Source organism: Ornithinicoccus sp., assembly GCF_057176825.1.
Map to the genome: position 1 here is coordinate 1996635 of NZ_CM169976.1, position 18449 is coordinate 2015083.

An 18449-nucleotide genomic window follows, 5' to 3' on the forward strand; every position below is an offset into this window, starting at 1 on the left:
ACCCGTGACCCGCATCATCGCCGGATCGCTGGGTGGCCGCCGGATCGAGGCGCCCAGGGGCAGCGCCACCAGGCCTACGACCGACCGGGTCCGCGAGGCGTTGTTCGCCCGGCTGGAGGCCTGGGCCGACCTGGAGGGCGCCCACGTGCTCGACCTCTATGCCGGCTCCGGCGCCCTCGGGTTGGAGGCCGCCAGCCGCGGCGCCGGGTCGGTGCTGCTGGTGGAGTCCGACCGGGCCACCGCCCTCCTGATCCAGCGCAACGTCGCCGCGCTGGGGGTCGCCGACCGGTGCGCGGTCCGCCGGGACCGGGTGGAGCGGGTGGTGGCCGCCGGCCCGGGCGGCGTCACGGGGGGCCCCGGCGCCACGGCATACGACGTGGTGCTGCTGGACCCGCCGTACCCGCTCGGGGAGGAGGCCCTGGCCGGGGTGCTGTACGGGCTGGTCGAGCACGGCTGGCTGGCCCCCGGAGCCCTGGTCGTCGTGGAACGCTCGGCCCGCTCACCCGAGCCGGAGTGGCCCGGGGGGCTGGCGGCGCTGGGTGCCAAGACCTACGGGGAGACCGCGCTGCACTACGCGGAGCCGGTCGGCCCGGCCGCCGACTGAACGGAGCCCGGTGCGGCAGGTCAGCAGACGGCGGGTCAGCAGCCGGCCAGGCGGAGCACGGCCTCGAGCCCGTGGACCGGGCCGTCGGTGCGGGGGAGCAGGAGGGTGCGCACCCCCAGGCCCGCCGCGCCCCCGTCGTCGCGCCAGCTGTCCCCGACCATCAGGGCGTCCTCCGGCACCGCGTCCAACTGGTCCAGGGCGCGGGCGAAGATGCCAGGGTCCGGTTTGATGCTGCCCACCGCGTAGGACATCAGGACTGCGTCGACCAGCGGGGCGAGCCCGGTCCGTTCCAGGACGGGGGTCAGGTCGAACCCGATGTTGGAGACCACGGCGGTCCGCACGCCCCGGTCCCGCAGCTGCGTGAGCACCGGCGCCGCGTCCTCGTAGGCGGTCCAGCGGTCGGCCATGGTGCGGTAGAGGCCGTCGGCCAGCGCCGGATCCACCCCCGCGCAGCGGTCGACCGTCGTGGCAAACACCGCGCGGTGGCGCCGCGCGTCGCCGTCCCGCTCGCTGTGCGGGTCGATCTCGCGGGCGTGCTCCCAGATCCGGTCCAGGAACGTGCTGACCGCAGCGGCGGTCTCCGGCCCGAGACCGTCCGCCGGCTCGCCCCCGCGCCCGGCAGCGGCCCAGCCGGCCGCCAGCCAGTGGGCCGCGTCCCCGGAGTGGACCAGGGTGGAGTGGAAGTCGAACAGGACCGCCGTGACCGGGCGCATCACCGGTCGGCCAGCGCCTCGCGGACGGCGTCCGGGACCAGCCCGGTGACGTCACCGCCGTAGGCGGCCACCTGGCTGACCAGGGAACTGGAGACGTGCTCGAGGGCCGGGTCACCGGGCAGGAAGACCGTCTCGATGCCGGTCAGGTGCCGGTTCATCAGGGCCATCGGCAGCTCGTAGGCGAAGTCGGTGCCGCCCCTGAGGCCCTTGACGATGGCGTCGGCGCCCACCTGGGCGGCCACGTCCACGAGCAGGCGGCCGTGGAACTCCTCGACCCGCACCGCCAGCCCCTCGGGCAGCGAGCGCCGGATCAGGTCCAGGCGCTGCGCCACCGGGAACCGGCCGGGCTTGTCGGGGTTGTGCAGCACGGCGACGACCACCTCGTCATAGAGTGCGGCGGCGCGCACGATCACGTCTACGTGGCCGTTCGTCACCGGGTCGAAGGAGCCGGGGCAGATGCAGCGGCGGGTCATGACGCCCAACCTACCGGCAGGGGCCGGCGAGGATTTGAGGCATTGCCTCCCGCTCCGGTACCGTTGTCCCTCGGCCTGCGCCTCGTGGCTCGGGCCGATCCACACGACCGTACGAGGGGTCTCATGCACGCGCAGGACGCCGCCGGGCCCTGGGTCTTCGACACCCGGGAGCTGATCAGGCGGCCGGGCACCATGAAGTCCCTCTCCCGGGTCGTGTCGGCTCCGGACCGGATCGGGACGGACGTCATCGCCATCGAGGCCGGGCAACCGGTGGAGCTCGAGGTGCGGTTGGAGTCTGTCGTCGAGGGTGTCCTGGCCAGCGGATCGGCCGGTGCCACCGCCACCGGGGTGTGCGTGCGGTGCCTGGACCCGGTCGAGGAGGACCTCGCCGTGACGTTCCAGGAGCTGTTCGCCTATCCCGACCGGGCGGCCCACCACCGCGAGGTGGGGGACGTCGAGGACGAGGACGAGAGCTACCAGCTCGACGGTGACCTGATGGACCTGGAGAGCGTGGTACGGGACGCGGTGGTGACCGCCCTGCCGTTCCAACCGGTGTGCCGGGACGACTGTCCGGGACTGTGCTCCGAGTGCGGAGCACGCCTGGTCGAGGACCCGGAGCACCAGCACGACCTGATTGACCCCCGGTGGTCGGTCCTGAGCGAACTCGCCCAGGGTGCCGGCGCCGACGACGAGAAGAGGAACTGACGTGGCTGTCCCGAAGCGGAAGATGTCCCGCTCCAACACCCGCGCCCGCCGCTCGCAGTGGAAGGCGACGCCGGTCGCCCTGTCCAGCTGCCCGCAGTGCAAGGCCCCGAAGCAGCCGCACATGGCCTGCCCGTCCTGCGGCAGCTACGCCGGTCGCCACTACGGCAGCGCCGAGCGCACCGAGCACCAGGGCTGACGAACGGACCTGGCCGCGCGATGACTTCCGGAGCCACACCACCGGCCGGTCATGTGCATGAGCTGGAGCAGCGTCCCGTCGCGGACCTGTCGGACTACCTCACCGGGGTGGTCGGACAGGCCTGTGACGAGGCGCTGCTTCGTCGTGCCCTGACGCACCGGTCCTACGCCTACGAGAACGGCAACCTGCCGCACAACGAACGCCTGGAGTTCCTCGGGGACGCCGTCCTCGGGCTCGTGGTCACGGACACGCTGTTCCGTGAGCACCCCGACCTGCCCGAGGGGCAGCTGGCCAAGCTGCGCGCCGCCGTGGTCAACTCCCGCGCCCTGGCCGACGTCGCCCGCACCATCGGGCTGGGCGAGTACGTCCTGCTCGGTCGGGGCGAGGAGACCACGGGGGGCCGGGACAAGGCCTCGATCCTGGCCGACACCACCGAGGCGGTGATCGGCGCCGTCTACATCTCCGTGGGGCTGGCCGCCGCGGACACCTTCGTGCACCACCTGCTCGACCCCTTGATGCAGCGCACCGCGCAACTGGGGGCCGCACTGGACTGGAAGACGAGCCTGCAGGAGCTGGCGGCCAACGGCTCGCTGGGCTCGCCGGAGTACCAGGTGGAGGACGACGGGCCGGACCACGACAAGGTCTTCACCGCCCGCGCCGTCGTGGCCGAGGAGGTGCTGGGCACCGGCACCGGCCGGTCCAAGAAGGAGGCCGAGCAGAAGGCCGCCGCCAGCGCCTTCACCGTGCTCACCGACCGGGCCGCGGACATGGTCCAGACCGAGCCGACGGCGGATCCTGCCGATGGTGCGCCGGCCCCGTCCGGCGACGCCCCACCCCCGGGCGACTGAGGTCCGTGCCGGAGCTGCCCGAGGTCGAGGTGGTGCGCCGGGGGCTGAGCGACCACGTCCTGGGTCGCACCCTGGGGCGGGTGACCCTGACCGGGGCACGGGTGGCCCGCCGGCACGTGGCCGGTCCGGGTGACCTGGCCGACCGGCTGGCCGGGGCCTGCATCCTGGCCGCGGACCGGCGCGGCAAGTACCTCTGGCTGGTGGTCGCGCCCCCCGCCGACGACCCGCACGCGCTGGTCGTGCACCTGGGGATGAGCGGCCAGCTGCTGGTCGAGCAGCCGGACGCGCCGCGGGAGAAGCACCTGCACGCCACCTTCGACTTCGCCGACGAGGGTCCGCAGCTGCGGTTCGTGGACCAGCGCACCTTCGGCGGGCTCGCGCTGACCCCGCTCGTGCCCGACCCGTATGCCGTGGAGCCGGCCGGTGGGCCCGCCCCCCACGCGCACGGCGTGCCCGAGCCCGTGGCGCACCTCGCCCCCGACCCGCTCGAGCCGGGCTACGACCGGGCCGCGGTGGTGCGCCGGCTCAAGACACGGCATACCGCCCTGAAACGTGCCCTCCTCGACCAGGGGCTGGTCAGCGGCATCGGCAACATCTACGCCGACGAGGCGCTGTGGCAGGCCGGGGTGCACGGCCTGCGGGAGACCTCCGCGCTGACCAAGCCGGTGCTCGGCAGGGTCCTCGACGAGGCGGCGGCGGTGATGCGTGCCGCCCTCGCCCAGGGCGGCACGAGCTTCGACGCGCTCTACGTCAACGTCAACGGCGCCAGCGGATACTTCGACCGCTCGCTCAACGCCTACGGTCAGACCGGCCGGCCGTGCCCACGGTGCGGCACCCCCATCAGGCGCGAGGTGTTCATGAACCGCTCGTCGCATTTCTGCCCCCGCTGCCAGCCTCGCCCGCGACGATGAAGAGAGCCGTTGTTATGGCGAACAGAGTCGCCATAATAACTGTATCCGGCTGATACTCTCGTCGTAGTGAAGGGAGTGCGTCATGGTCGGTTACCGGATTGACCGCGAGCTCGCCGAGTTCGGCGAGCACGTGCGGGGCTGGCGGATGGTGTTGGGCCTGACAGCGCAGCAGGTGTCCGAGCGCGCCGGCATCACCCGCGACACGCTGCGCAAGGTCGAGGCCGGTGACCCTGGCGTCGGGTTCGGCAATGTCGCCCAGGTGGTGCGTGCTCTCGGCGTGCTGGACCAGGTCGTCAATGCTGTGGACCCGCTGAACAGCGACGTCGGTCGCCTCCGCGCGGGCAGGCTCACGAAACGGCGTGCGCGATGACCACCCTCGAGGTTTTCGTCGACAGGACGGGGGAGCCGATCCTGGTCGGGCAGGCGCACGTCACCAGGGCGCGCAGCCAGATCTCCACGACCTTCCTCTACGACCCGGGCTACCTTGCCGGCGACGGGACGAGCATCGACCCGGCCCTGCCGCTGGTCTCGGGAGCACAGCACCAGCAGGGTCTGGTGCGGGCCTTCGCCGACAGTGCTCCCGATCGTTGGGGCCGCAACCTTATTGAGAAGGCGGAGCGGGTCCGGGCTCGGGAGGAGGGCGGCGCCCCGCGCCGGCTGGACGACGTCGACTTCCTCCTGGGTGTGAGCGACGACACCCGTCAGGGAGCACTGCGATACCGGCTCGCAGGGGGCACGGCGTTCCTCGGGAAGCCCGCGACCGTCCCCCGGCTGGTGTCGCTGCCGGAATTGCTGCGTGCCTCGGACGAGCTGGCCTCGGACGAGGACCCGAGTCGGGCCGTCAAGCAGCTACTGGACACGGGCACGACCGGTCTGGGAGGCGCGCGCCCGAAAGCCTCCGTGCGCCTCGAGGACGGCGCGCTGGCGATCGCGAAGTTCCCGCACAGCAGCGACCGGTGGGACGTCATGGCCTGGGAGGCGACGGCGCTGGATCTGCTGGAAGCCGCGGGGATCAGGACTCCGCAGCGCCGCCTCGCCAGGGTCGGGGAGCGCAGCGTGCTCATCCTGCGCAGGTTCGACCGCGCCGAGGGAGAGCGCAGGATCGGCTACATCAGCGCCATGACTGCGCTGGGTGCCATCGACGGCGACCACCGCGACTACGCCGAGATCGCCCAAGCCATGCGTGACCTCTCCCGCTCGCCCAGGGCGGACCACCACGAACTCTTCGACCGCGTCGTCGCAAGTGTCGTTCTCGGCAATACGGATGATCATCTCCGCAACCACGGCTTCCTCGCCGACCGCGGCTCCTGGACGCTAAGCCCCGTGTTCGACGTCAACCCGAACCCCGATCCGTGGGGGGCGCGCTCGACGTCGATCATGGGGGCCGACGCGCTGCGCGAAGAGGCCGGGGCCCTACTTGCCCTCGCAGCACAGTGCAGCCTCACACCCGACCAGGCTCGGCAGCGGATGGGGCGCGTGGCGGGAGCGGTCGCCGAGTGGCGCGACGCCGCACGGAGGAACGGCGTCCGAGAGCAGGAGATCACGCTGATGGCCGAGTCGATCGACGTTCGGTTGGGCGAGGTCCTCGGGGCCGCGGGCACGGCGGGAACGTAGCCTCGACCCTGTGAACAGCACGACCCACGGACAGCGGGCCGGGGCGACCACGGGAGGGCCGCGGTGACCGGCCCCACCCCCAGGGATCAGGTGCGCCGCGCCCTGGTCTTCGTGCGGGGGCGGGTGCAGGGTGTCGGGTTCCGCTGGTGGACCCGGGCCCGCGCCCTGGAGCTCGGGCTGGTCGGGCACGCCCGCAACATGCCCGACGGACGGGTCGAGGTCTGTGCCCAGGGAGACGCCGACCAGATCGAGGCCCTGGTCGGGCTGCTGCAGGAGAAGCCGAGCAGCCACCGGCGCCCCGGCCGGGTGGACAGCGTCGTCGTCCAGTGGCACGACCCGCGGGAGGACCTGACGGGGTTCGCCGAACGGTGAGCACGGGGGGCGCCTCCCGGGGGTGTCGGCAGTCGGTGGCCCAGCCTGACCGGAAAGCCGGCTCGCCGCCGGTACAGTGACGCAAAGCCCGCCACACCAGGAGACGCTGCCCCACGTGTATGTCAAGAGCCTGACCCTCAAGGGATTCAAGTCGTTCGCGTCGGCAACCTCGCTGCGGCTGGAGCCCGGCATCACCTGCATCGTCGGCCCGAACGGCTCGGGCAAGTCCAACGTCGTCGACGCCCTGGCCTGGGTGATGGGTGAGCAGGGGGCCAAGTCGCTGCGCGGCGGGAAGATGGAGGACGTCATCTTCGCCGGCACCTCCGGGCGGGCACCGCTGGGCCGTGCCGAGGTGACGATGACGATCGACAACACCGACGGTGCGCTGCCGATCGACTACACCGAGGTCACCATCTCCCGGACGATGTTCCGCAACGGCGGCTCGGAGTATGCGATCAACGGCACCTCGTGCCGGCTGCTGGACGTGCAGGAGCTGCTGTCCGACTCCGGCATCGGCCGGGAGATGCACGTCATCGTCGGTCAGGGCCAGCTCGACGCGGTGCTGCGGGCCACCCCGGAGGAGCGCCGCGGCTTCATCGAGGAGGCCGCCGGGGTCCTGAAGCACCGCAAGCGCAAGGAGAAGGCGCTGCGCAAGCTGGAGACGATGGAGGGCAACCTCACCCGGCTGGGGGACCTGACCTCGGAGATCCGGCGCCAGCTCGGCCCGCTGGGTCGACAGGCCGAGACCGCGCGACGGGCCGCGACGATCCAGGCTGAGGTCCGCGACGCGCGGTTGCGGATCCTGGCCGATGACCTGGTACAGCTCACCGCGAACCTCGAGCAGGAGCTCGCCGACGAGACGGCCCTGCTGCAGCGCCGCGAGCAGGTCGAGACCGACCTGGGGGCTGCCCGGGAGGCGGTGCGCGAGCTGGAGCAGGTCCTGGAGCAGCAGCGCCCCCGGCTCAACGAGGCACAGGACCAGTGGTACGCCCTGTCGGCGCTGGTGGAGCGGCTCAGCGCCACCACCGACCTGGCCGCCGAGCGGGTCCGGCTGCTGACCAGTGAGGAGCAGGAGGAGGACGCCGAGGGGGGCACCGGGCGCGACCCCGAGCAGTTGCGGGCGGAGGCCGCAGGGATGCGCGAGCAGGAGCAGGACCTGGTGGCCCGGATCGCCCGGGCGGCCCAGGATCTGGCGACGGCCGAGCAGGAGCGCCAGGAGGCCGAGCAGGCGCACGCCGCGGAGCAGCAGCGGCTGGCCCGCCTGGCACGGGCCGCTGCCGATCGCCGGGAGGGCCTGGCCAGGCTGGCCGGGCAGGTGGCCGCGGCACGCAGCCGGATCGAGGCCGGTGAGGCCGAGGTCGGCCGGTTGCAGGAGGGCCTGGGCGCCAGCTCCGCCCGCGCCAAGGAGGCCGAGCAGGAGTTCGCGGCGCTGGAGGCGACCGTGCTGGACGTCGAGGAGGGGGAGGAGGGCCTGGACCAGGAGTACGAGGCCGCCGAGGAGGCCCGCGCCCGGGCCGCCCAGGAGGTCGAGGACTGGCAGGAGCGGCTGCGCGCGGCCGAGGCGGGACGTGCCGGGCTCACCGCCCGGTGCGAGGCGCTGGAGCTGAGCCTGAGCCGCAAGGACGGGGCGGCGACGCTGCTGGCCGACGACTCGGTGCAGGGCGTGGTCGGCACGGTGCCGGGGCTGGTGACCGTCCGCGAGGGCTACGAGACGGCCGTCGCCGCCGCGCTGGGCTGGGCGGGGGACGCCCTGGTGATGCAGGACCTGGCCAGCGCCGGTGACGCCGTCGCGGTGCTCCGGGACGGCGACCACGGACGGGCCGCGCTGCTCGTGCCCGAGACCGCCGCTTCCGCTGCCGCGCCGCCCAGGGGCCCTGACCTGCCCGCCGGTGCCTGCTGGGCTGCAGAGGTCGTCGAGGTCGACGAGCGCGTCGGTGCGGCCGTCGCCGGGCTTTTGGGTGGCGTGGCCGTGGTCCCGGACCGGGAGGCCGCGACCGCGCTCGTGGCGGCCGCCCCGGGGCAGGTCACCGCGGTCACCACCGAGGGTGACGTCTACGGCCCCGGCTGGGTGCGGGGTGGCAGCAGCGCTGCCCCGAGCCTGATCGAGATCCAGTCGGCGCTCGACACCGCCCGGCAGGACCTGGCCGCGGTCGACGGCGACCGCGAACGCGCCACCTTCGAGCTGACCAGGGCCCGGGACGAGCTCGGGCAGCACGCGGCACAGGCCGAGACCGCCCTCTCCCGGCTGCACGAGTCGGACGCCCGGATGGCGGCCGTGAGCGAGAAGTTGGGCCAGCTGGGCAGCGTGATGCGCTCGTCCGCGGGGGAGCGGGAGCGCACCGAGGCAGCGATCGCGACGGCCGAGCAGGGGCTGGAGCAGCGACGCGCCGAGCTGGCGGCGCTGGAGGAGCGACTGGCCGACGCCGAGGCCGAGCCGGACAGCGACGAGCCCGCCACGGACGACCGGGAGCGCCTGGCGATGGAGGCGGCCCGGTCCCGCAGCAGGGAGACCGAGGTCCGGCTGTCGCTGCGCACCCAGGAGGAGCGGGTCCGCGCCATCACCGACCGCGCGGAGTCGCTGGAGGCGGCGGCGCGCGATGAGATCACCGCCCGGGAGCGGGCGGCCGCCCGGCGTGAACGCCGGCGCCAGGAGGCGGCCGTGGCCACCGCCGTGCGGGCGGGTGCGGCCCACCTGCTGGAGCAGGTCCGGTCGATGGTGGGGGAGGCCGCGGAGGTGCGCGACCGGGCACGCGCCGAGCAGGCCGAGCGCGAGTCCTCGCTCGCGCAGGCCCGGGGACGCGTGGGCGTCCTGGGTGAGGAACTGCGCGAGCTCACCGACTCGGTGCACAAGGACGAGGTGGCCCGTGCCGAGCAGCGGCTGCGGATCGAGGCGCTGCAGACACGGGCGGTGGAGGAACTGGGCATCGACCCCGAGGCGCTGGTGGAGGAGTTCGGGCCGCACCAGCTCATCCCGCCCGTCCCAACCTCCGAGGCCGCCGACGACCCCGATGCCGAGACCCCCGAGCCGGTGCCCTTCGTCCGCGAGGCGCAGGAGAAGCGGCTCCGCTCGGCCGAGCGCAAACTGTCGGCCCTGGGCAAGGTCAACCCCCTTGCGCTGGAGGAGTTCGCGGCGCTGGAGGAGCGGCACAAGTTCCTCACCGAACAGGTGGAGGACCTGCGCCGCTCCAAGGAGGACCTGCTGGCCATCGTCAAAGAGGTCGACGAGCGGGTCGAGCAGGTCTTCGCCGAGGCTTTCCGGGACACCGCCGAGCAGTTCGAGCGGGTGTTCTCCCGCCTCTTCCCCGGCGGCGAGGGGCGGCTCACGCTCACCGACCCCGAGGACATGCTGACCACCGGCATCGAGGTGGAAGCCCGCCCTCCGGGCAAGAAGATCAAGCGGCTCTCGCTGCTCTCCGGAGGGGAACGGTCGCTGACGGCGGTGGCCCTGCTGGTGTCGATCTTCAAGGCGCGACCGAGCCCGTTCTACATCATGGACGAGGTCGAGGCGGCCCTGGACGACACCAACCTCGGGCGGCTCATCGTGTTGTTCGAGGAGCTGCGCGACTCCAGCCAGCTCATCGTCATCACCCACCAAAAGCGCACCATGGAGGTGGCCGACGCCCTCTACGGGGTGTCGATGAAGGGCGACGGCGTCACCACCGTGGTGTCTCAGCGGCTCCGCGACGTCCAGCCGCAGCCGGCCTGAGGCCCCCGGCGGGGAGCTGCCGGCGACATCGGCGCGCAGCGTGCTGGTGCGGACTGCGGTGTCAGACACGCCGGGCCGGGTGCTGGCCGTCCGCCCACCCCTGCCTACCATGTGCACATGGTCGTTCTCGTGCTCGCGATGCTGATTTGCCTCGCGCTCGGCAGTGTGGTCGTGGGTTATGTCGCCGTCGAGGCGCACCGCGACGGTCGCGACGTGCTGACCCCGGAGGCGGACCACGTGCTTGCCGGGGTGCGTCGTCGCGGGGAGGACCTGCGCGAGCACGGCGACCAGCTGCGCCGCACCCTGCAGCCGGCCGGGCGTCGCTGACGACCGCGCCCTCACCCCCGCCCAGCAGCGGCGGGTCCTCGTCGTCCTCTGCATCACGCAGCTGACCAGCTGGGGGATCCTCTACTACGCCTACCCGGTCATGCTCGTCGCCGTCACGGCCGACACCGGGTGGTCGACCAGCACAGCCTTCGGCGCCTTCTCCGTCGGACTGCTGGCCTCGGCGGTCGCTGCGCCCTGGGTGGGTCGGCTGCTGGACCGGGTGGGGCCCCGCGCCGTAATGTCCTGGGGCTCGGTGCTAGCCGTGCTCTCCCTGCTCGGCGTGGCCGCCGCGCCGGGTCTGGTGTGGTTCGTCCTGGCGTGGGCGGCCGTGGGCCTGGCCCAGTCCGCGGTGCTCTACCCGCCGGCGTTCGCGGCGTTGACCCACTGGTTCGGCCCGGGACGAATCAAGGCCATCACCACGCTCACCCTCGTCGGTGGACTCGCCGGCACCGTCTTCGCCCCCATCACGGCCCTCCTGCTGCGCTCCCTGAGCTGGCAGCAGACGACGGTCCTGCTTGCCGTGGTCCTCGGGCTCGTCACCATCCCGCTGCACGCGTGGGCGCTCACCCCGCCCTGGTCCGGCACCGACAGGAGGGGGAGGTCCGCACGCTCGGAGCTGGCCGGTGATCGTGGGGACCGCTACGTGCGTACTCGGGCACGCTCACGCCCGTTCGTCCTCCTGCTGGTGATGCTGGCGCTGACCGGATTCGGGTTGTTCGGCGCCACCCTCAACCTGATCCCGTTCCTGGCGGAGCGGGGCGTCGGCCACGAGGCGGCGGCCGTCGTCTTCGGCATCGTCGGGGTGGGGCAGTTCGTGGGTCGCTTCGCCTACCCGGCACTGACGCGCCGGTGGCAGCCGGCGCCCCGCGCCGCCCTCGTCCTGGGCTGGGGGGCCGTGATGGTCCTGGTGCTGGCGGCGTTCCCGGGACCCCTGGCGCTACTCGTGGCCGCCGCCATCGGGGCCGGCGCGGCCCGCGGGATCTACACGTTGCTCCAGGCCACCAGCGTCAGCGAGCGGTGGGGTCCCTACCGGTTCGGCACGTTGAACGGGATCGCCACCGTGCCGACGTCTGCGGCGATGGTCGCGGCGCCCGCGGGCGCCGCATTCCTCGCGGAGTTCGTGGGCAGCTACACCACGGCGTTCTACCTGTTGGCGGGGTTGACCGCGCTGGGGGCGCTGGTGGCGTTGGGCACCGGGGTCCGGGGGCCGGGCCCGATCGCGGAGGTCTCCGGGAGTGACCCGGACCACACGGCGTGAGGCTTCTCACGTCCGCGACGCGCCGTGCGGATTTGGTGCGGCGCCGGTGCGGGAGCCACGCTGGGAGACATGGTGTTTCTGCTGACGGCCATCCTGCTCTGCTGCGCCGTGGGTGGCGCTGTGGTCGGATACGTGGCGGTGGGCGCCCGGCGCGACGGCCGCGACGTGCTCACCCCGGAGGGCGAGCAGCTCCTGGCCGACGTGCGACGCCGCGGAGACGAACTGCTGGACCGCGGAGAGCAGTGGCGCAAGAAGACCGTCGACACGGTGTCCCGGCACTGACCTGACCGCTGCCCCCGTGGCACCGGCTGCTGGGCTGCAGGGGAGGGACGCCGGCCACCGTGGCCGGGCCGGTCTGGGACAATGGGGGCGTGGACAACCTCTGGGAAATTCTGACCGTCGTCACGGTCGTCGCACTGGCCGGACTGGCCCTGCTGGTCGGCCTGGTGCGGGGCCGCGGGCGATCCGGTGCCAAGACGATCGAACGCCCCTCGGCACCGCCGAGCCACGCCGACGGCACGCCGGCAGGGGAGCCGCCGGAAGCCGGCGGGGAGGGTGAGCGCCCCGGTGGACCAGGCGTCGGCACCGACGTGTTGGAGCCGCCGGCGGACACCCTCGAGCCGGAGGCCGCCGAGACCGCCCCGACGCTGGAGCGGCCAGCGTCCGCCCGGGGCCGCCTGCAGCGGCTGCGGGCCCGCCTGGCGCGTTCGAACTCCGCCATCGGCTCCGCCCTGCTGGGGCTGCTCTCCCGGGGCGGCCTGGAGGAGCAGGACTGGGAGGACGTCGAGGACACCCTGCTCCAGGCCGACCTGGGCGTCGAGGCGTCGCAGGAGCTGGTGGAGGCACTGCGCACCCGGGTCAAGGTCGACGGCACGACCGACCCCGACACGGTCCGCGGCTGGCTGCGTGAGGACCTGCTGCAGTTGGTCGACCCGACCATGGACCGCCGGATCGCCGCCTCCCGGGTGGGGGACCGCCCCGCCGTGGTGCTGGTCGTCGGGGTGAACGGCACCGGCAAGACGACGACCGTCGGCAAGCTGGCCCGGGTGCTCGTGGCCGAGGACAAGGACGTCGTCCTCGGGGCGGCCGACACCTTCCGTGCCGCCGCGGCCGACCAGCTGCAGACGTGGGGGGAGCGGGTGGGCGTGCCGACCGTGCGCTCGGACCGCGAGGGGGCCGACCCGGCCTCGGTCGCCTTCGACGCGGTGAGCGGCGCCCAGGAGATGGAGGCCGACGTGGTCCTCATCGACACCGCAGGGCGGTTGCACAACAAGGTCGGACTGATGGACGAGCTCGGCAAGGTCAAGAGGGTCATCGAGAAGCGCAGCCCCATCGACGAGGTGCTCCTGGTGCTGGACGCCACGACGGGTCAGAACGGGATGCGCCAGGCCGAGGTCTTCGGTGAGGCGGTGGCCGTCACCGGGATCGTGCTCACCAAGCTCGACGGCACCGCCAAGGGCGGCATCGTGGTCAACGTGCAACGCAAGCTGGGCGTGCCCGTCAAGCTGGTCGGGCTCGGCGAGGGCCCGGACGACCTGGCCCCGTTCGACCCGCAGGCCTTCGTCGAGGCCATCGTCGACTGAGACAACAGTTAGCCTTGGGGCGTGTTCAATAGTCTCTCCGACCGCCTGGCCAATACCTTCCGCAACCTCAAGCGGAGGGGGACTCTCTCAGAGTCCGACGTCAACGCGACGATCCGTGACATCCGGGTCGCGCTGCTCGAGGCCGATGTGGCGCTGCCCGTCGTCAAGCAGTTCACCGGGCGGATCAGGGAGCGCGCCCTGGGGGCGGAGGTCTCCCAGGCGCTGAACCCCGCCCAGCAGGTCGTCAAGATCGTCAACGAGGAGCTCGTCGGCATCCTCGGCGGGTCCACCCGCCGGCTGAACCTGGCCAAGAACCCCCCGACGGTCATCATGCTGGCGGGTCTGCAGGGTTCGGGTAAGACCACCCTGGCTGGCAAGCTGGGCTACTGGCTCAAGGACCAGGGCCACACCCCGCTCCTCGTGGCAGCCGACCTGCAGCGGCCCAACGCTGTCACCCAGCTGGAGGTCGTGGGCGAGCGGGCCGGGGTGCCGGTCTTCGCGCCCGAGCGCGGCAACGTCTTCGGTCACGACGCCGCGCTGGAGACGGGCGAGGGGACCCGCTCCTTCGGTGACCCGATCGACGTGTCGGTCGACGGTGTCGCGTTCGCCCGCGACAAGGGCCACGACGTCGTGATCATCGACACCGCGGGCCGGCTCGCCGTCGACGTCGACCTGATGCGCCAGGCGCACGACATCCGCGTGGAGACCCAGGCGCACGAGGTGCTGTTCGTCATCGACGCGATGATCGGCCAGGCCGCCGTGGAGACGGCCAAGGCGTTCGCCGACGGGGTCGGGATCACCGGCACAGTGCTCACCAAGCTGGATGGTGACGCCCGTGGTGGTGCCGCCCTGTCGGTGGCCACGGTGACCGGGCAGCCGATCCTGTTCGCCTCCACCGGGGAGCAGGTCAAGGACTTCGAGATCTTCCACCCCGATCGGATGGCCGGGCGGATCCTGGACATGGGTGACGTGCTCACCCTGATCGAGCAGGCCGAGAAGGCCTTCGACCAGGTGCAGGCCAAGGAGATGGCCCGCAAGTTCATGGCCGCGGAGGACTTCACCTTCGAGGACTTCCTGCAGCAGATGCAGGCCATCAAGAAGATGGGCTCGCTCAAGCAGATGCTCGGGATGATGCCCGGCATGCAACAGATGCGAGCCCAGCTGGACTCCCTCGATGACCGGGAGTTCGACCGGGTCGAGGCCATGGTCCACTCGATGACGCCGTTCGAGCGCAACCACCCCAAGCAGATCAACGGCTCCCGCCGGGCACGGATCGCCAAGGGGTCCGGCGTCACCGTCTCGGAGGTCAACCAGCTCCTCGAGCGGTTCGGCCAGGCCCAGAAGATGATGAAGCAGATGAGCAAGGGCGGCGGGATGCCGGGGATGCCCGGGATGCCGGGCGGCGGTGTCGGCAAGGGCAAGGGGAAGGGCAAGAAGCAGCAGCAGCGCAAGAAGTCGCGCAGCGGCAACCCCGCCAAGCGGGCCGCCGAGGAGAAGGCGGCCCGGGAGAAGGCCGAGGCCGCCCGGGGCAACGCGGCCACGAGTGCCTTCGGCCTCGGTGCCCAGGGCGGCGCGGGGGCGGGCCAGGAGCCCGACCTGTCCAACCTGCAGCTGCCCAAGGGCTTCGAGAAGTACCTGGGGAACCAGGGCAAGTAGCACCCGGGTGCGGTGCACGGCATACGGTGGGAGCCCACGCTCTCGAGGAGGACCGCATGCCCAGCAGGACCCACCGCATCGCCGTGATCGCCGGGGACGGTATCGGCACCGAGGTAATGCCCGAGGGCATTAAGGTGCTGCGCCGGGTCGCCGAGGCGTACGACGTCGGCCTGGAGTTCGAGGAGTTCGACTGGTCCAGCGCCGAGTACTACGAGCGGACCGGGGCGATGCTGCCGGAGGGGTGGAAGGACACCCTCTCCGGCTTCGACGCCATCTACTTTGGTGCCGTCGGCTGGCCGGCGGCGATGCCCGACCACGTGTCGCTGTGGGGGAGCCTCCTGCAGTTCCGGCGCGAGTTCGACCAGTACGTAAATCTGCGGCCGGTGCGGCTCATGCCGGGCGTGCGGTCGCCGCTGGCCGGCAAGGAGCCGGGTGATATCGACATGCTCATCGTGCGGGAGAACACCGAGGGGGAGTACTCCAGCGTCGGCGGTCACATGTTCCCCGGGACCGAGCGCGAGGTCGTCCTCCAGGAGACCGTGATGACCCGCACCGGGGTGGACCGGGTGCTGCGCTACGCCTATGAGCTCGCAGCGACCCGACCGCGCAAGAAGCTCACGTCGGCGACCAAGAGCAACGGGATCTCGATCACCATGCCGTTCTGGGACGAGCGGGTCCGGGCCGTCGGGCAGGACTACCCAGGCATCGAGGTCGACAGCTACCACATCGACATCCTGACCGCCCGGTTCGTGCTGAGCCCCGAACGGTTCGACGTCGTGGTCGCCAGCAACCTCTTCGGCGACATCCTGTCCGACCTGGGTCCCGCCTGCACGGGCACCATCGGGATCGCGCCCAGCGCCAACATCAACCCGACTCGGGAGCACCCCAGCCTGTTCGAGCCGGTCCACGGCTCGGCCCCGGACATCGCCGGGCAGGGCATCGCCAACCCCGTCGGGCAGGTCTGGTGCGGGGCGATGATGCTGGATCACCTCGGCGAGGAGGAGGCCGCGGCGGCCACCGTGCGGGCTGTCGAGGCGGCCCTGGCCCGAGGAGTCGAGGAGGGCAGCGCCACCCCGGACCTGGGCGGCACCGGCACGACGCAGTCCTTCGGTGACCTGCTGCTGCAGGAGGTGACCGGGCGGTGACGGACGGACCGACGCGTATGCCGGGTGCGGACGGCGGTGCGGCAGGCGCCGACGGCGCGGGGGTCCTCGGGTTCTTCTTCGCCCACCAGGACGACGAGACGCTGCAGGCCGCCGCGGCGGTGCGCAACGCGGTCGTGGCCGGTCTCCAGGTGCACCTGTGCTGCCTCAGCGACGGTGCAGCGGCCGGGGTCCGGACGCGACGGCTTGCCGAGATCCTGGGATACACCCCCGGGAGGGCGGAGTTCGCCGAGGTGCGGTGGGCCGAGTTCGACGAGGCGGGATCCCGGCTCGGGGTCCCCCGGACCCGACGGTCGACCGCGGGGCTTCCCGACGGGCAGGTCACCGTTGCGGGTGCCCGCGCCGCCATGGAGGACTTCCTCGAGCGGCACCCCGGAGCCCGGCTCGGGGCCCACTCCTTCATCGACGCCCACCAGGACCACCGCAACATCGGCAAGGCGCTGGAGGATCTGCGCGCCGAGGAGAAGGTCGACGCGACGTTCTACTTCTCCCGGCGCTACGAGGAGCTGGTGCCGACCCCGCGCCGCTGGCAGGAGTGGTCCGAGGTGCTGGACCCGGCCGCGGTGGCCGAGCGCTACCTCGAGCTGGACCTGGCTCGGCGCTGGTGGTCGGTGGGGCAGTTGGCCTCCGGGGACTACTTCGAGTCCTGGCTGGCCGACCCCTACGCCTGGGTGCACCGGGGCGCCGACACCTTCGAGTCCGAGGAGGACCGGGCCGCCGCGTTCGACTGGGTGGACAAGCTCGGCGGCTATACCTGAGGCGCCCGGGACGGGGGGCGAGTGTCGCGCCAGCCCAGGAGTTGCCCGGTTAGCCGCCCAGGGCGGCCTCTCCCAGCGCCGCGGCGACCGCATTGCGGCCCGGCACCCCGCTGACCCCGCCGCCACGGCGGGCGCCGGACCCGCACACGAACACGTTGGGGTGCGCCGTCTCCACGCCCCACCGGCCGACGTCCCCGGGATCCTCGGCGAAGGGCCACTGCAGGTCGCCGTGGAAGATGTGCCCGCCCGGCATCCCCACCGATGACTCGATGTCCAGCGGCGTGCGCACCTCGATCGTGGTCGGGTCGAGCAGGCAGTCCTCGATCGGCTCGGCCAGCACGCTGTTGATCGAGGCCAGGGTCGCCTCCCGGGCCCGTTCGCGGGCCCCCTCCGGGTCGTCGCGGAACAGGCGGGCCGGCATGTGCAGCCCGAACAGGGTCAGGGTCTGGGCACCCGCGGCGATCAGGTCCGCTCCGAGGATCGAGTCGTCGGACAGGCTGTGGCAGTAGACCTCGCAGGGGGGCACGGTCGGGATCTGCCCGGTAGCCGCCTGGGCGTGCGCGACCTCCAGCTCCTGGTAGCCCTCGTTGATGTGGAAGGTACCGGCGAAGGCCTGCTCGGGCGTGACGGACGGGTCCTTCAGCGCGGGCAGTCGGGACAACAGCATGTTGACCTTCAGTTGAGCACCCTCGGGCTCCGGCCGGGCCGGGGCGCCACCCAGCAGACGGTGCAGCACCGACGGAGCCGCGTTGACGAACACCATCCCGGCGTCGATCTGTTGCCCGTCCGCAGTGCGCACCACGGCCGCCGAGCCGTCCGTGGCCAGGCCCGTGACGGTGGTCGAGGTGCGGACCTGGGCCCCGGCCCGCTCGGCGGCCGCGAGCAACCCGTCGGTGACAGCCCCCATGCCGCCCACCGGGACGTCCCAGTCACCGGTGCCGCGGCCGATGACGTGGTAGAGGAAGCAGCGGTTGGCCAGGAGGTCGGCACCCCGGGCGCGGGCGAACGTGCCGATCAGCCCGTCGGTGAGGGCGATACCGCGCACCGTGTCGGAGACGAAGCGACGCTCCAGCGCCTCGCCGAGCGGCCGCTCGAACACCTCGCCCCAGGCAGGATCGCCCACCAGGGAGCGCACCTCCTCGCGCGAGCGCAACGGCTGCGTGACCGTCGGGAAGAGCCGCTGCGCCAGCTCACCGGTCATCCCGTAGAAGTCCTCCCACGCCTGGGCATCCGCCCCGAGGTCGCTCGCGGTCCGGGCCGGGTCGCCGTTGTCCACCAGGATGCCGCCGTCACCCACGGGGGTGTAGGAGGAGATCCGCCGTCGGCGCAGCTCCAGCCGGAGCCCCAGCTCGTCGATGATCTGGTCCGGCATCAGGCTCACCAGGTAGCTGTAGGCCGACAGCCGTGCCTCGTGGGGCGGGAACACGCGGTCCGAACGCGCCGCGCCGCCGATGTGGTCGGCGCGCTCCAGGACGAGCACGGACCGGCCTGCCCTCGCCAGGTACGCCGCGCTGGTCAACCCGTTGTGTCCGGCTCCGATGACGACTGCATCCACTCGCATG

The 18449-nt window shown here is 72.5% G+C and carries 19 protein-coding genes; 16 read left to right on the forward strand and 3 right to left on the reverse strand.

Features of this window, described 5'->3' with window-relative positions; genetic code table 11:
* Positions 1–4 precede the first annotated feature (4 nt).
* A complete protein-coding gene (gene rsmD / locus AC1QRC_RS09995; RefSeq protein ID WP_484203187.1) occupies positions 5–604 on the forward strand; it encodes a 16S rRNA (guanine(966)-N(2))-methyltransferase RsmD in 600 nt (199 codons plus the stop codon).
* A gap of 35 nt (positions 605–639) precedes the next feature.
* Here the strand turns inward: rsmD and AC1QRC_RS10000 are convergent, their stop codons facing one another.
* Positions 640–1317 (reverse strand): HAD family hydrolase, encoded by a 678-nt coding sequence (locus AC1QRC_RS10000; RefSeq protein WP_484203188.1) that lies wholly within the window; start codon positions 1315–1317, stop codon positions 640–642.
* Positions 1317–1790, reverse strand: coding sequence for a pantetheine-phosphate adenylyltransferase (gene coaD / locus AC1QRC_RS10005; protein ID WP_484203189.1), 474 nt, complete (start codon positions 1788–1790; stop codon positions 1317–1319). Before coaD ends, AC1QRC_RS10000 begins: the two co-directional genes overlap by 1 nt.
* 123 nt (positions 1791–1913) lie before the next feature.
* On the opposite strand from coaD, the gene AC1QRC_RS10010 reads away from it, so the two are divergent.
* The 15 genes from AC1QRC_RS10010 (at position 1914) to AC1QRC_RS10080 (ending at position 16887) form a co-directional block, all read left to right on the forward strand.
* Positions 1914–2495: a YceD family protein gene (locus AC1QRC_RS10010; protein WP_484203190.1), complete on the forward strand. Its 582-nt coding sequence runs from the start codon at positions 1914–1916 to the stop codon at positions 2493–2495.
* Position 2496: 1 nt separating this feature from the next.
* Positions 2497–2691: a 50S ribosomal protein L32 gene (gene rpmF, locus AC1QRC_RS10015; RefSeq protein WP_484203191.1), complete on the forward strand. Its 195-nt coding sequence runs from the start codon at positions 2497–2499 to the stop codon at positions 2689–2691.
* A 20-nt stretch (positions 2692–2711) separates the two neighbouring features.
* Positions 2712–3539, forward strand: a complete 828-nt coding sequence (rnc, locus tag AC1QRC_RS10020) for a ribonuclease III (protein ID WP_484203192.1) — start codon at positions 2712–2714, stop codon at positions 3537–3539.
* Between the two features lie 5 nt (positions 3540–3544).
* On the forward strand, positions 3545–4450 hold the full coding sequence (gene mutM, locus AC1QRC_RS10025; RefSeq protein WP_484203193.1) for a bifunctional DNA-formamidopyrimidine glycosylase/DNA-(apurinic or apyrimidinic site) lyase: 906 nt from the start codon (positions 3545–3547) through the stop codon (positions 4448–4450).
* Positions 4451–4532: 82 nt separating this feature from the next.
* The gene (locus tag AC1QRC_RS10030) at positions 4533–4820 is read left to right on the forward strand and encodes a helix-turn-helix domain-containing protein (protein ID WP_484203194.1); all 288 of its coding nucleotides are present in this window, start codon (positions 4533–4535) and stop codon (positions 4818–4820) included.
* Positions 4817–6064: a type II toxin-antitoxin system HipA family toxin gene (locus AC1QRC_RS10035; RefSeq protein ID WP_484203195.1), complete on the forward strand. Its 1248-nt coding sequence runs from the start codon at positions 4817–4819 to the stop codon at positions 6062–6064. The genes AC1QRC_RS10030 and AC1QRC_RS10035 overlap by 4 nt, the downstream gene beginning before the upstream one ends.
* Positions 6065–6127: 63 nt before the next feature.
* Positions 6128–6436 (forward strand): acylphosphatase, encoded by a 309-nt coding sequence (locus AC1QRC_RS10040; protein WP_484203196.1) that lies wholly within the window; start codon positions 6128–6130, stop codon positions 6434–6436.
* 115 nt (positions 6437–6551) lie between these two features.
* Positions 6552–10142: a chromosome segregation protein SMC gene (smc, locus tag AC1QRC_RS10045; protein WP_484203197.1), complete on the forward strand. Its 3591-nt coding sequence runs from the start codon at positions 6552–6554 to the stop codon at positions 10140–10142.
* A 117-nt stretch (positions 10143–10259) separates the two neighbouring features.
* Positions 10260–10469, forward strand: coding sequence for a hypothetical protein (locus tag AC1QRC_RS10050; protein WP_484203198.1), 210 nt, complete (start codon positions 10260–10262; stop codon positions 10467–10469).
* On the forward strand, positions 10384–11727 hold the full coding sequence (locus AC1QRC_RS10055) for an MFS transporter (protein WP_484203199.1): 1344 nt from the start codon (positions 10384–10386) through the stop codon (positions 11725–11727). Before AC1QRC_RS10050 ends, AC1QRC_RS10055 begins: the two co-directional genes overlap by 86 nt.
* 69 nt (positions 11728–11796) lie before the next feature.
* The gene (locus AC1QRC_RS10060; protein WP_484203200.1) at positions 11797–12009 is read left to right on the forward strand and encodes a hypothetical protein; all 213 of its coding nucleotides are present in this window, start codon (positions 11797–11799) and stop codon (positions 12007–12009) included.
* 89 nt (positions 12010–12098) lie between these two features.
* Positions 12099–13310 (forward strand): signal recognition particle-docking protein FtsY, encoded by a 1212-nt coding sequence (gene ftsY, locus AC1QRC_RS10065; protein WP_484203201.1) that lies wholly within the window; start codon positions 12099–12101, stop codon positions 13308–13310.
* A gap of 21 nt (positions 13311–13331) precedes the next feature.
* On the forward strand, positions 13332–14966 hold the full coding sequence (gene ffh, locus AC1QRC_RS10070; RefSeq protein ID WP_484203202.1) for a signal recognition particle protein: 1635 nt from the start codon (positions 13332–13334) through the stop codon (positions 14964–14966).
* Between the two features lie 56 nt (positions 14967–15022).
* Positions 15023–16111: a tartrate dehydrogenase gene (locus AC1QRC_RS10075; protein WP_484203203.1), complete on the forward strand. Its 1089-nt coding sequence runs from the start codon at positions 15023–15025 to the stop codon at positions 16109–16111.
* Entirely contained in the window at positions 16108–16887 is a 780-nt protein-coding gene (locus AC1QRC_RS10080) for a PIG-L family deacetylase (RefSeq protein WP_484203204.1), read from the forward strand. The genes AC1QRC_RS10075 and AC1QRC_RS10080 overlap by 4 nt, the downstream gene beginning before the upstream one ends.
* 49 nt (positions 16888–16936) lie before the next feature.
* Here the strand turns inward: AC1QRC_RS10080 and AC1QRC_RS10085 are convergent, their stop codons facing one another.
* Positions 16937–18448 (reverse strand): phytoene desaturase family protein, encoded by a 1512-nt coding sequence (locus tag AC1QRC_RS10085; RefSeq protein ID WP_484203205.1) that lies wholly within the window; start codon positions 18446–18448, stop codon positions 16937–16939.
* Position 18449 lies beyond the last annotated feature (1 nt).

Coding starts and splice junctions, on each gene's coding strand:
- rnc (WP_484203192.1), top strand. CDS start 2,712: ATGACTTCCGGAGCCACACCACCGGCCGGTCATGTGCATGAGCTGGAG.
- AC1QRC_RS10075 (WP_484203203.1), top strand. CDS start 15,023: ATGCCCAGCAGGACCCACCGCATCGCCGTGATCGCCGGGGACGGTATC.
- AC1QRC_RS10035 (WP_484203195.1), top strand. CDS start 4,817: ATGACCACCCTCGAGGTTTTCGTCGACAGGACGGGGGAGCCGATCCTG.
- AC1QRC_RS10085 (WP_484203205.1), bottom strand. CDS start 18,448: ATGCGAGTGGATGCAGTCGTCATCGGAGCCGGACACAACGGGTTGACC.
- AC1QRC_RS10000 (WP_484203188.1), bottom strand. CDS start 1,317: ATGCGCCCGGTCACGGCGGTCCTGTTCGACTTCCACTCCACCCTGGTC.
- AC1QRC_RS10010 (WP_484203190.1), top strand. CDS start 1,914: ATGCACGCGCAGGACGCCGCCGGGCCCTGGGTCTTCGACACCCGGGAG.
- coaD (WP_484203189.1), bottom strand. CDS start 1,790: ATGACCCGCCGCTGCATCTGCCCCGGCTCCTTCGACCCGGTGACGAAC.
- AC1QRC_RS10050 (WP_484203198.1), top strand. CDS start 10,260: ATGGTCGTTCTCGTGCTCGCGATGCTGATTTGCCTCGCGCTCGGCAGT.
- AC1QRC_RS10030 (WP_484203194.1), top strand. CDS start 4,533: ATGGTCGGTTACCGGATTGACCGCGAGCTCGCCGAGTTCGGCGAGCAC.
- AC1QRC_RS10060 (WP_484203200.1), top strand. CDS start 11,797: ATGGTGTTTCTGCTGACGGCCATCCTGCTCTGCTGCGCCGTGGGTGGC.